Here is an 11855-nt window from a genome sequence, read left to right on the forward strand (position 1 = left end):
GGGATGCCGCCAGTCTAGCGGTCAGGCGGTCGGATCCTCGCCACGCGACAGGTCGTCCCAGTCGTCGATGGCGCGCGATCCGGCGGCGTCGTGGGGGCGCGCGCCGTCGCCGGCGCGCGCGGGGGAATCGGTGGCAGGAGCGGCCTTCGCCGCCTCGTCGGTGCGGTAGCGCCGGCCCGTGCGCGACCAGGAGTGAGCCGTGGCGAGCACGAAGACGCCGGCCGCGACGAGCACCGCCCACACCACCAGGGTGATGGCGGGCCACGCAGTCGCATCGATCGAGGCGACGAGCTTCGCGACCGACTCCTCCCCCGCGATGCCCGTCGATTCGGTGACGACCGACGCGACAGCGGAGGTCGGGTGCTCGAACACGACGCGGGCGGTCAGCCAGGCGAGCACTGAGCCGATGAAGAACGCCAGCGCGCCGAAGACATAGCGCAGCACCAGTCCGACGATCGACAGCGCGGCGCCGAGGGCCAGCACCGCGAGGCTGAGCGGAGCGAGGACCGGCACCGCCGACGCGCCCGGCACGTCGAGCAGGTGCTGGGCGGCGTCCTGCAGTTCGACCGTGAGCCAGGTCTGCGTGGACGAGATCACGCCGAGCGCGCCGCACAGCACGATGACGACGACGGAGAGCAGTCGCGCCCTGCGGATCACGCGACCGGCTCCGGGCCGCGGACGGCGCCGAGGTCGCGCCCGTCGAAGCACGTGCGGGTGCCGGTGTGGCACGCGGCGCCGATCTGCTCGACCTCGACGAGGATCGTGTCGCCGTCGCAGTCGAGGCTCGCTCCGCGCACGAGCTGGATGTGGCCGGAGGTGTCGCCCTTGCGCCAGTACTCCTGGCGCGAGCGCGACCAGAAGGTGACGCGACCTTCTGTGAGCGTGCGGCGGAGGGCCTCGGCATCCATCCATCCGAGCATCAGGACCTCTCGCGTGTCCCATTGCTGGATGACGGCGGCGACGAGGCCGTCGCCGTTGAACGTGACGCGCGCGATGCGCTCGTCGAGCGTCTCGGTCATGCCGCCACCTCCCGCACGGCGATGCCTTCGGCCTGCATGGCGGCCTTCACGTCGCCGACCGTGAGCTGACCGGAGTGGAAGACGGATGCGGCGAGCACGGCGTCCGCGCCGGCCTCGATCGCGGGGCCGAAGTCCGAGGCCTTGCCGGCGCCGCCCGACGCGATGACGGGGACGCTGGCCACCTCGCGCATCAGGGAGACGAGCTCGAGGTCGAAGCCCTGCTTGGTGCCATCGGCGTCGATGGAGTTCACGAGGAGCTCGCCCGCGCCGCGCTCGATCGCCTCGCGCGCCCACTCGAGCGCGTCGAGGGTCGTCTCCGTGCGGCCGCCGTGCGTGGTGACGACGAAGCCGGAGTCGGTCGCGGGCGAACGCTTGACGTCGAGCGACAGCACGAGCACCTGTGCGCCGAACCGGTCCGCGATCTCGTCCAGCAGCGGCGGACGCGCGATCGCGGCGGAGTTCACGCCGATCTTGTCGGCGCCGACCGACAGCAGTCGGGCGACGTCGTCGGCAGAGCGCACTCCCCCGCCGACCGTGAGCGGGATGAAGACCTCTTCGGCGGTGCGCCGGACGACGTCGTACGTCGTCGAGCGCTTGTCGACGGTCGCGGTGACGTCGAGGAAGGTGATCTCGTCGGCGCCCTGGCGGAAATACTCCCGCGCGAGTTCGACCGGGTCGCCCATGTCTCGCAGGTTCTGGAAGTTCACGCCCTTGACGACGCGGCCGGCGGCGACGTCGAGGCACGGGATGACGCGGCAGACCAGGCTCATCAGAGTCTCGCGTTGTGGATCGCGGTCACGAGGATCGCGCGGGCGCCGATCGCGTACAGCGCGTCCATGACCTGGTTCACACCCTTGCGCGGGACCATCACGCGCACCGCGACCCACGCCGGATCGCGCAGCGGCGCGATCGTGGGCGACTCGATGCCGGGGGCGATCTTGACCGCGTCGTCTACGAGGTCGGCGGGCAGGTCGTAGTCGACCATGACGTAGCGCCGGGCGACCATGACGCCGCGCAGGCGCCGCAGGAGCGTGTCGGTGCCCTCCGCCTGGGTCGGCGAGGTGATCAGCACGGCCTCGGACTGCAGCAGCACGGGACCGAAGATCTCGAGGCCCGCCTGGCGCAGCGTGGTGCCGGTCGACACGACGTCGGCGACGGCATCCGCCACTCCCAGGCGCACGGCCGACTCGACCGCGCCGTCGAGCGGCACCAGGTCGACGGCGACGCCGTGCTCGTCGAGGAACGCGTCGACCAGGCCCGGATAGGCGGTCGCGACGCGCGAGCCGTTGAGGTCCTGCACGGACGTGAAGCGCCCGGGAGGGCCCGCGAAGCGGAAGGTCGAATCGCCGAAGCCGAGGGCTTCGATCTCGCGAGCGCCCGGCATGCGGGCGTCGAGCAGCAGATCGCGGCCGGTGATGCCGACGTCGAGTGCGCCGGAGCCGACGTAGGTCGCGATGTCTTTCGGGCGGAGGTAGAAGAACTCGACCTCGTTCTGAGGGTCGATGACGTGGAGGTCCTTGGGGTCGCGACGACCGATGTAGCCCGCCTCGTGGAGCATCTCAGAGGCGGTCTCGGCGAGCGAGCCCTTGTTCGGCACGGCGATTCGCAGCATGGCAGCGGGGCTTTCGGGTTCGAGGACGGGTGGGGACGCGCGCTCAGAGATGTCGGTAGACGTCCTCGAGGCTCAGCCCCTTCGCGAGCATCAGCACCTGCAGGTGGTACAGCAGCTGCGAGATCTCCTCGGCTGCGGCATCCGTCGATTCGTACTCCGCCGCCATCCAGACCTCGGCGGCCTCCTCCACGATCTTCTTGCCGATCGCGTGGACGCCCGCGTCCAGCTGCGCGACGGTTCCCGATCCCTCGGGGCGCTCAGCCGCTTTCGCGGCGAGCTCGGCGTACAGCGTGTCGAACGTCTTCACCATGCCAGGGTATCGAACCGAACGGATGCCTCGGCGCCGCGTGACGGCAGGCTCAGTGCCCGTGGTGCTCGGCGGCGGTCGCGCGCAGACCCGCGATGGCGTTCGCGGGGTCGCTCGCGCCGAACACGGCGGAGCCCGCGACGAACGTGTCGGCGCCGGCCTCAGCGGCCTGCAGGATGGTCGACTCGCCGATGCCGCCGTCGACCTGCAGCCAGACCGACGACCCGCGCCGACGGGCCTCGTCGGCCAGGCGGCTGAGCTTCGGCATGGTCTCGGGCATGAACGACTGGCCGCCGAAGCCGGGCTCGACGGTCATCACGAGGATCTGGTCGAAGTCGTCGAGGAGGTCGAACAGGCCCTCCACGGGCGTCGCGGGCTTGACCGCGACGCCGGCGCGCGCACCGATGTCTCGCAGGCGCCGCGCGAGCGCGACCGGCTCGGTGGCCGCCTCGAGGTGGAACGTGACGGATGCCGCGCCCAGCTCGGCGTAGCCGGGGGCCCAGCGGTCGGGGTCGGCGATCATGAGGTGCACGTCGAGGGGCACCGGGCTCGTCGACTGGATGCGCTCGACCATCTGCGGGCCGAACGTCAGGTTGGGCACGAAGTGGTTGTCCATGACGTCGACGTGGACGAAGTCCGCCGTCGCGATGCGCGCGAGCTCCGCCTGCATGTTGACGAAGTCGGCGGCGAGGATGCTGGGGTTGATGCGGATGCCGGTCTGGCGGGAGGTGTCGTAGATCGGTGGCACGCGTCCATTATGGTCGAGCCGTGGATCCGATCACGGCGCTGCTGCACGACGTCCTCGAAGACATCCGCCCGCATGACGACGGTGCCCCGGCGGGCTACATCCCCGAGCTCGCCGCCGCCGACCCCGATCGTCTGGCGCTCGCCGTCGTCGGCCCGCGCGGCCGGGTGCGCGCCGTCGGCGACGTCACGCACGAGTTCACGATCCAGTCGATCTCGAAGCCGTTCGTTCTCGCGCTCGCGCTCGCCGACCGGGGCCGCGACGCGGTGCTGCGCAAGGTCGGCGTGGAGCCCAGCGGCGAGCCGTTCAACGCGATCAGCCTCGAACCCGGCACCGGGCGACCGGCGAACCCCATGGTCAACGCCGGGGCGATCGCGACGTCCGCGTTCATCCCCGGAGACGGCGTCGACGACCGGATGACCCGCATCGTCGACGGGCTCTCCGCCTTCGCCGGGAGGTCGCTGTGGGTCGACGAGCAGGTCTACGCCTCGGAGTCGGCGACCGGCGACCGCAACCGCGCGCTGGCGCACCTCCTGCGCTCGCACGGGGTCATCGAGGGGTCCGTCGAAATCGCCGTCGAGACCTACTTCCGGCAGTGCTCGCTCCTCGTGACCGTGCGCGACCTCGCCGTGATGTCGGCCACCCTCGCGTTCGGCGGCCTCAACCCCGTCACCGGCGAGCGGGTCGTCTCCGAGGCGGTTGCCCGCGACGTGCTGTCGATCATGGCGAGCTGCGGCATGTACGACTACTCCGGCGAATGGCTGCTGCGCGTCGGCCTGCCGGCGAAGAGTGGAGTCAGCGGCGGTCTTCTCGCCGTCGCCCCGTCGCAGTTCGGCATCGCAGCGTTCAGCCCGCGCCTGGATGCGCACGGCAACTCGGTGCGCGCCATCGCGCTCCTCGAGACACTCGGCGAGCGGTTCGGCATGCATCTGCTCGAATCGCACGAGAGCGTCGCCGTGCCCGCGTTCACGGTCGAGGACACCGACCAGGGGCGGGTGCTGCGCCTGGCGGGCGAGCTCGGGCTCGCCGGCACCGAGCGTATCGTCGCGGTGCTCCGAGAGATCGCCGAGGCTCTGCCAGAGGGCGCCGAGGTCATCGTCGACGCCCGAGACCTCGCGCGCGCCCACAGCGCCGCGCTGGTCGCGCTGCGGGTCGAGTTCGAGCAGATGCCACACGGGATCCGCCTCCGGGAGTGACCCGGAGAGCGGATGCCGCGGATCAGACGCGCCGCAGCAGCGAGATCGACATCGCGTCGGTGTTGTGACGGTGCGGCCACAGCTGCGCACGTCCGCTGCCGTCGGCCTGCGGCGGCAGGCCCGGGTCGGCGTCCGACAGTGACGTGATCACGTCGCGGGCGGAGACCTCCTCGAGCGCCGCGCCCCACTCGCGGCGGATGTCGGCGACGACGCCCGACGTCTCGGCGAGGTGCGGTGAGCACGTGACGTAGGCCACGACACCGCCGGGCTTGAGGGCGCCGACCGCTTCGGTGAGGAGCTCGCGCTGCAGCTCGGTGAGCGCCGGCACATCGCTGGGCGCCTTGCGCCACCGTGCCTCGGGACGACGGCGCAACGCGCCGAGCCCGGTGCACGGGGCGTCGACGAGAATGCGGTCGTACGTCTCGGGCGCCTCCTGTGCCCGAACGCGGCCGTCCTCCTCCGACACCGGCACCTCGATCGGGACGCCGGCGAGAGCCTGACGGACGAGCCCGGCACGAGCCGGCGAGATCTCGTTGGCCTCGAGGATGGCTCCGCCCACCCGCGCTTCGGCGGCGAGCACGGCTGTCTTGCCGCCGGGACCCGCGCACAGATCGAGCCAGCGCTCCCCCTCGACGATCGGCAGCGCGCGCGTCAGCGCGAGGGCGGCGAGCTGCGAGCCCTCGTCCTGGACGCGGAGGCGGCCGCGCGAGGTGCGCACCAGCGAATCGGGGTCGCCGCCGCCGAGCCGGAAGCCGATCGGCGAGAACGGCGTGCGGCGTGCGTCGTCGGGGACACCCGCAAGATCGGGAAGGGCCGCCATCGTGACGCGAGGCGACGCATTGTCGGCGGTGAGGAGCGCCTCGAGCTCTTCGACGCGGCCTTCCGCCGCGAGCGCCCGCCGGAAGGCGCGCACCACCCACACGGGGTGCGAGAACAGCAGGCCGAGCTGCTCGTCGTCGGAGCGCGCGCTCGCGGCGACGTGGGTCATCCAGTCGCCCGGGGTGTCGCGGGAGACCCGGCGCAGCACGGCGTTCGCGAAGCCCGCGGCGCCGCGCCCGCCGGCGCCGCGGGCGAGCTCGACGGACTCGTTCACGGCGGCGTGGGAGGCCACGCGCGTCGACAGCAGCTGGTGGACACCGAGCCGCAGGGCGTCGAGCACTGCCGGATCGATGTCGGAGACGGGGCGGTCGGCGGCGATCGCGATCACCGCGTCGTACGTGCCCTGGCGCCGGAGCGTGCCGTAGGTGAGCTCGGTCGCGAGCGCGGCGTCGGCCGTCGACAGCCCGGCGCGGGAGATCGCGGTCGGCAGCAGCAGGTTGGCGTACGCGTCCGACTCGTGGACGGCCCGCAGCGTGTCGTAGGCGACGCGGCGCGCCGCGACCGTGCGGCTCACGATCCCGCCACCGGCGTCGCGTCGCGGAGCCCACGCCACCAGTCGGCGGCGCGCATCGCGCCCTTGCCGGCGGGCTGCACCGTCTCGAGTGCGATCGGCGCGGACGCGGTCCCGGCGATCACCTGCTTGCCGTGCAGGGCGAGCACCCCCGGCGCGAGCGACGGAGCGTCGGCGGGAGCCGGTGCGACGGCGAGAATCTTGAACCGGGCAGCGTCGATGGTGGTGTGCGCGCCCGGCTCGGGCGTGACGCCGCGGATGCGGCCGAGCACGGCGTCGGCCGGCTCGTCCCATCGGACGCGGCCGTCGTCGTCGCCGAGCTTCGACGCGTATGTGGTCTCGCCCTGCTGGGCGCGCGCGACGGCGGTGCCGGCGCCGATCGCGTCGACGACGTCGGTCAGCAGTCGGGCACCGTCGTCGGCCAGCGCCGCGAGGAGGTCGCCCGCGGTGGCGTCAGCCGGGATGTCGACCGCGAGCTCGCCGAACACGTCGCCTGCGTCGAGCTCGGGCACGAGCTGGAACACGCTCGCCCCGGTGCGGGCGTCGCCCGCGATGAGCGCACGCTGCACCGGTGCGGCGCCTCGCCAGCGCGGCAGCAGCGAGAAGTGCAGGTTGATCCAGCCGTGCGCCGGCGTCGACAGCAGTGGCTCGCGCACGAGCCCGCCGTAGGCGACGATCACGCCGAGGTCGGGTTCGAGCGCCGCGATCTCGGCCGTGACGGTCGCATCGAGGCGGTCGGCGCGGATCACCGGGAGGCCGAGCTCCTCGGCGGCCGCCGCGACCGGCGACGGCGTCAGCACCCGCTTGCGCCCGAGAGGGGCGTCCTGGCGGGTGACGACGGCGGCGATGTCGTGGGCGGATGCCGCGAGCCGGCGCAGCGACGGCACAGCCGGCGCGGGTGTGCCGGCGAAGACGAGACGCATGACGTTCCTGGAAGTCGAGGGTCAGAGATCGAGATCGGGCACGTCGACCCGAACCTTCAGTGTATGGGCGGGTCCGGGTGTGCGACCCTTCGCCGGGCGGCGTCCCTTCACCGCGTGGCCGACGACGGACGCGCGCAGACTCTCGGTCACGCGCGCGCCGAGGCCGTAGTCGAACCGCACCAGTGCACGCACCGACTCGTCGTGTGCGATCGGACCGAGGACAGCCTCCGCGTCGAGCTCGGGGACGGCGGTGCGCAGTTCGGCGATCGCGGCATCGACGGCGCGCCGGGGCCCGTCGACGGAGGCCACGCGGACGGTCGGCGGCATGCGCAGCGGGGCGCGGTCGGCGAGCTCGGCACGGGCGTAGCCGGCTTGCGTCCACGTCGCGAGCGCACGGGCGATCTCTCCCCCGACGCCGACGAGGTGCACGGGGGCCCCGGGGGCGGCGAGGGCAGCCGCATTCGACCACCAGCGCAGACATGATTCGCCGATGCGCAGGTCGTCGGCCATCAGCATCCGATCCCCGTCCAGCAGGATCACCGCGCGATATCCGCCGCCCGCGAGCGGCTCGGCGCCGCGCGTCGCGACCACGAGCGCCGGGCGCGCGTCGACCTGGGCCACCGGGTGATCGCCGTCGGCGACGATCACCCGCGTGCCCGGGAAGGCGCGCCCGAGTTCGTCGGCGGTGCGCTCGCTGCCGGACGAGGCCATCCGCAGCATGCTCGAGCGGCACTCGGGGCACGCCCAGGCGTTCGCGGCGCGGCCGCACCACGAGCAGGTCGGCACGGCGCCCTGCCGGGCCGCGTGGAGCGGGCCGCCGCAGTGCGCGCAGCGCGCGGGGTGCCGACATTTCGCGCACACGAGCACGGGGGCGTAACCGGGGCGCGCCACCTGGACCAGCACCGGCCCGTCGGTGAGCGCCTCGCGTGCGGCGGCGAACGCCGACGAGGGCACCCGCGCGGCGCGCGACTCCCCCTCGCGATTCGCGCTCAGCACGACGCGCGGGCTCACACGGCGCGCTGCGGGGAGGTCCCGCACCCAGCCGACGGCGACGAGACGCTCGACGTCGGTGGTGCGGGTGTGCCCTGCGAAGACGAGGGATCCGCCGTGCAGCTCCTGCCGGAGCAGCGCGGCGTCGCGGGCATGCACGCCGGGGCTGAGGGGCTCGCCCAGCAACGGGTCGCCATCGTCCCACAGTGCGACCAGTCCGAGCTCGGACACCGGCGCGTACACCGTGGAGCGGTTGCCGATCACGACGCACGGCGCCTCGGCGAGCGTGCGCAGGAACGCGGCGTACCGGGTCGGGCCGCTCTGCTTCGCGTCGTCTCTGACCAGGGCGTCGGCGGGGATGCGGGCCGCCAGCGCCGCTTCGAGCTGGGCGCGGTCGCGGTGGTCGGGCACGGCGATCACGGCGCTCCGCCCTGAAGCCAGCGTGTGCGTGGCGGCCGCGGCGAGGAGGATCGCCCACGACCCGACGACGGTGCCGTCGCCGAGGGTCGCGGGCACGGGCGGCGCGTCGAGCGCGAGCCGTTCGTCACCGTCGAGCCCCTCGGCGAGCCCCGGGTACGCGCCGAGCACACCGTCGGCCCACGCGCGATCCGCGTCGTCGATCACCGGCGGCTCCGGCGGGTCGGCCGCAAGCCATGCCTTCTCGGCTCGCACCATGCGCTTCGGGATCGCGAGACGAAGGATGTCGCCCGCCGATCCCGCGGCACGGTCGGCGGCGCGCCGCGCCAGCGCGTAGAGAGGCGGCGTCAGCACCGGCACCGGCGACACGACAGCTTCGAGCTGCGAGAGCGGGCGATCCGAGGCATCCGGTTCCCCCACCTCGACGAGGAGCGCGTCGACCACCCGCCCGGCACTGCGCAGTGGCACGCGCACGCGCACACCGGGCACGGCGTCGGCGGCGAGCTCTCCGGGGATCTCGTAGTCGAAGAGACGGTCGAGCTGCGGCAGCGGCGAGTCGATCAGCACGCGTGCGACGCGGCGGGAGCGCCGCGGCCGATCGCCCGGGTCGGGTTCGCCGCCGTTCACCGCGGTCACGCGGCCGGCGTCAGAGCCCGGCTGCCGCGCGCAGCGCGTCGGCGCGGTCGGTGCGCTCCCACGTGAAGTCGGGCAGCTCGCGGCCGAAGTGGCCGTATGCCGCAGTCTGCGCGTAGATCGGCCGGAGCAGATCGAGCTGGTCGATGATCGCCTTCGGGCGGAGGTCGAACACGTCGAGGATCGCCTGGGTGATCACGTCGTCGGCCACGCGGCCCGTGCCGAACGTCTCGACGTAGAGGCCGACGGGCTTCGCCTTGCCGATGGCATACGCGACCTGCACCTCGAGGCGGTCGGCGAGGCCCGCGGCGACGGCGTTCTTCGCCACCCAGCGCATCGCGTACGCGGCCGAGCGGTCGACCTTCGACGGGTCCTTGCCGCTGAACGCGCCGCCGCCGTGGCGCGATGCCCCGCCGTACGTGTCGATGATGATCTTGCGGCCCGTCAGGCCGGCATCGCCCTTGGGACCGCCGATGACGAAAGGCCCGGCCGGGTTGATGTAGAACTTGACGTCGGGCAGCTCGAGTCCGGTCGCCTCCAGCACCGGGTCGATCACCTCGGCGCGCACGGCGGCGCGCAGCGCCTTCTGCGAGATGTCGGGGTGGTGCTGCGTCGAGAGCACGACGGACTCGACGGTCTTGGGCGTCGCGCCGTCGTAGCCGAGGGTGACCTGGGTCTTGCCGTCGGGGCGCAGGAACGGGAGCTCGCCCGAGCGGCGCACCTCGGCGAGGCGCTCGGCCATGCGGTGCGCCGTCCACGCGGCCATCGGCATGAGCTGCGGCGTCTCGGTCGTCGCGTAGCCGAACATGATGCCCTGGTCGCCCGCGCCCTGCAGATCGTGCGGGTCCTCCGAGCCGTCCTCGCGGCGCTCGAACGCCTTGTCGACGCCGGCCGCGATATCGGAGGACTGCGCACCGATCGAGACGCTCACGCCGCACGAGTCGCCGTCGAAGCCGGTCTCGCTGGAGGTGTAGCCGATGCGGTTGACGACGTCGCGGACGATCGCCGGGATCTCGACGTACGCAGAGGTCGAGACCTCGCCGGCGACGTGGACGAGCCCGGTGGTGACGAGGGTCTCGACGGCCACGCGCCCGTTCGGGTCGGCGTCCAGGATCGCGTCGAGGATCGAGTCCGAGATCTGGTCGCAGATCTTGTCGGGGTGGCCCTCGGTGACGGATTCGGACGTGAACAGACGCAGGTCGGTCATCGGTACTCCAGTTGTCGTGGCTCCGGTCTTCAAGGCGTCCGGCCGCCGAGGGGGCGGACACCAGTATGCCCCCGAGGACGGACAGCGCCGTCCTCGGGGGCATCGAGGATGTGTCGGATTACTCCGCGCGACGAAGGCGCAGCTTGTCCTCGTGGATCTCGTGCATCGCGATGGTGAGCGGCTTGTCCTCGACGGTCGAGTCGACGAGCGGGCCCACGTTGTCGAACAGGTTGCCCTCGTGGAGGTCGGAGTAGTAGTCGTTGATCTGACGCGCGCGCTTGGACGCGAAGATCACGAGCTGGTACTTCGAGTCGACCTTCTCGAGCAGGCTGTCGATGGGGGGCTCGATGATGCCCTGGTTCGTTCCGGCCATGGCGAAACCTCCTGGATCGGATGGAAAAGAGAGTCTGCGGGGCCTCGGGGTGCCGAGGCATCCCACTATTCTACGTGACGGGCGGAGCTCAGCGCGCGAGGCGGGCGACCTCGTCGGCCGCGTGGGCGACGTCGTCGTTCACGACGCGGTAGTCGAACTCGCCCTGCGAGGCCAGTTCGGTCTTCGCGGTGCGCAGGCGCCGGGCGCGCTCGGCGGCGTCCTCGGTGCCGCGTCCGACGAGACGCTGCACGAGCTCGTCCCAGCTCGGCGGCAGGAGGAACACGAGGGTGGCCGACGGGTCTGCGTCCCGCACCTGGCGCGCGCCCTGCAGGTCGATCTCGAGGAGCACCGTGCGCCCCTCGGCGAGGGCCTTCTCGATGGGGCCGCGCGGGGTGCCGTAGCGGTACGCGTTGTGGACGGTGGCGTGCTCGAGCAGCTCGCCGTCGGCGATCATGCGGTCGAACTCGGCGTCGTCGACGAAGAAGTAGTGCTCGCCGTCGACCTCACCGGGACGCGGCGCGCGCGTCGTCGCCGACACCGACAGCAGGATCTCGGGGTGGTGGTCCTTGATGTGCGCGGCGACGGTGCCCTTCCCGACCGCGGTGGGACCGGCGAGCACGACGAGGCGGCTGCGGCCGGCACGGGGCTCGGCCTCGGGCCACCGCGCGTCGAGGAAGTCGCGCAGGTCCTCGCGCTGGCGCGAGCCGAGGCCGCCCAGGCGCTTGACGGGCGAGATCTCGAGGTCCTGCAGGATGCGGTCGCGCTTGCCCTCGCCGATCGCCGGGATCGCGGTGAGGAACTCGGGTACGCGCATCGCACCGGCCGGTGAGGTGGGCTCGGCGAGGGCGCGGCGCAGCAGCTCCTGCGGTGTGATGACCCGCATCGCGACGTCCTTCTTGAGGGCGGCGCGTTCGCGGCGGGCGGCGACGGCACGGCGCGACGCGGCGACGCGGTCGACCTCAGGAGGCCTCCCCTGCGTGCCGGGGGCGTGGGCCGGGGCCTCATCAGGGGATTCCTGATAAAGGGTTCGCGAATCGGGCATT

Annotated in this window: 13 protein-coding genes; 1 reads left to right on the top strand and 12 read right to left on the bottom strand. The window is 72.7% G+C overall.

Annotation, left to right across the window (positions count from 1 at the left end; translation table 11 throughout):
• Window positions 1-21: 21 nt before the first annotated feature.
• From ACVN90_RS08680 to rpe, 6 genes are read right to left on the bottom strand one after another with little or no spacing between them, the layout of a single operon-like run.
• A complete protein-coding gene (locus ACVN90_RS08680) occupies window positions 22-657 on the bottom strand; it encodes a Trp biosynthesis-associated membrane protein (RefSeq protein WP_475101727.1) in 636 nt (211 codons plus the stop codon).
• Entirely contained in the window at window positions 654-1019 is a 366-nt protein-coding gene (gene hisI, locus ACVN90_RS08685; protein WP_475101728.1) for a phosphoribosyl-AMP cyclohydrolase, read from the bottom strand. The genes ACVN90_RS08680 and hisI overlap by 4 nt, the downstream gene beginning before the upstream one ends.
• Window positions 1016-1789, bottom strand: coding sequence for an imidazole glycerol phosphate synthase subunit HisF (gene hisF, locus ACVN90_RS08690; RefSeq protein WP_475101729.1), 774 nt, complete (start codon window positions 1787-1789; stop codon window positions 1016-1018). The genes hisI and hisF overlap by 4 nt, the downstream gene beginning before the upstream one ends.
• Window positions 1789-2631: an ATP phosphoribosyltransferase gene (hisG, locus tag ACVN90_RS08695; protein ID WP_475101730.1), complete on the bottom strand. Its 843-nt coding sequence runs from the start codon at window positions 2629-2631 to the stop codon at window positions 1789-1791. The genes hisF and hisG overlap by 1 nt, the downstream gene beginning before the upstream one ends.
• A gap of 43 nt (window positions 2632-2674) precedes the next feature.
• Window positions 2675-2938 (bottom strand): phosphoribosyl-ATP diphosphatase, encoded by a 264-nt coding sequence (locus tag ACVN90_RS08700; protein ID WP_045302883.1) that lies wholly within the window; start codon window positions 2936-2938, stop codon window positions 2675-2677.
• Window positions 2939-2990: 52 nt separating this feature from the next.
• Window positions 2991-3686, bottom strand: a complete 696-nt coding sequence (gene rpe / locus ACVN90_RS08705; protein ID WP_475101731.1) for a ribulose-phosphate 3-epimerase — start codon at window positions 3684-3686, stop codon at window positions 2991-2993.
• A gap of 20 nt (window positions 3687-3706) precedes the next feature.
• Between rpe and glsA the strand changes: the two genes are divergently transcribed.
• Entirely contained in the window at window positions 3707-4879 is a 1173-nt protein-coding gene (glsA, locus tag ACVN90_RS08710; protein WP_475101732.1) for a glutaminase A, read from the top strand.
• Between the two features lie 22 nt (window positions 4880-4901).
• Here glsA and ACVN90_RS08715 read toward each other — a convergent pair whose 3' ends face one another.
• The 6 genes from ACVN90_RS08715 to gmk all read right to left on the bottom strand — a co-directional run bounded on the left by ACVN90_RS08715 (window position 4902) and on the right by gmk (window position 11854).
• Window positions 4902-6272, bottom strand: a complete 1371-nt coding sequence (locus ACVN90_RS08715; protein WP_475101733.1) for an RsmB/NOP family class I SAM-dependent RNA methyltransferase — start codon at window positions 6270-6272, stop codon at window positions 4902-4904.
• Window positions 6269-7192, bottom strand: a complete 924-nt coding sequence (gene fmt, locus ACVN90_RS08720; protein WP_475101734.1) for a methionyl-tRNA formyltransferase — start codon at window positions 7190-7192, stop codon at window positions 6269-6271. The genes ACVN90_RS08715 and fmt overlap by 4 nt, the downstream gene beginning before the upstream one ends.
• Window positions 7193-7213: 21 nt before the next feature.
• Entirely contained in the window at window positions 7214-9235 is a 2022-nt protein-coding gene (locus tag ACVN90_RS08725) for a primosomal protein N' family DNA-binding protein (RefSeq protein WP_475101735.1), read from the bottom strand.
• Between the two features lie 10 nt (window positions 9236-9245).
• Window positions 9246-10439, bottom strand: a complete 1194-nt coding sequence (gene metK / locus ACVN90_RS08730; RefSeq protein WP_116193519.1) for a methionine adenosyltransferase — start codon at window positions 10437-10439, stop codon at window positions 9246-9248.
• 118 nt (window positions 10440-10557) lie between these two features.
• On the bottom strand, window positions 10558-10812 hold the full coding sequence (rpoZ, locus tag ACVN90_RS08735) for a DNA-directed RNA polymerase subunit omega (protein WP_018170775.1): 255 nt from the start codon (window positions 10810-10812) through the stop codon (window positions 10558-10560).
• Between the two features lie 88 nt (window positions 10813-10900).
• Window positions 10901-11854: a guanylate kinase gene (gene gmk, locus ACVN90_RS08740; RefSeq protein ID WP_475101736.1), complete on the bottom strand. Its 954-nt coding sequence runs from the start codon at window positions 11852-11854 to the stop codon at window positions 10901-10903.
• Between the last annotated feature and the right edge of the window lies 1 nt (window position 11855).

It is taken from the genome of Microbacterium sp. F01, assembly GCF_056156365.1.

Excerpts from the sequence above, each read along its gene's own strand:
- hisG (WP_475101730.1), bottom strand. The coding sequence starts at position 2,631 with ATGCTGCGAATCGCCGTGCCGAACAAGGGCTCGCTCGCCGAGACCGCC.
- rpoZ (WP_018170775.1), bottom strand. The coding sequence starts at position 10,812 with ATGGCCGGAACGAACCAGGGCATCATCGAGCCCCCCATCGACAGCCTG.
- gmk (WP_475101736.1), bottom strand. The coding sequence starts at position 11,854 with ATGCCCGATTCGCGAACCCTTTATCAGGAATCCCCTGATGAGGCCCCG.
- fmt (WP_475101734.1), bottom strand. The coding sequence starts at position 7,192 with ATGCGTCTCGTCTTCGCCGGCACACCCGCGCCGGCTGTGCCGTCGCTG.
- hisF (WP_475101729.1), bottom strand. The coding sequence starts at position 1,789 with ATGAGCCTGGTCTGCCGCGTCATCCCGTGCCTCGACGTCGCCGCCGGC.
- hisI (WP_475101728.1), bottom strand. The coding sequence starts at position 1,019 with ATGACCGAGACGCTCGACGAGCGCATCGCGCGCGTCACGTTCAACGGC.
- metK (WP_116193519.1), bottom strand. The coding sequence starts at position 10,439 with ATGACCGACCTGCGTCTGTTCACGTCCGAATCCGTCACCGAGGGCCAC.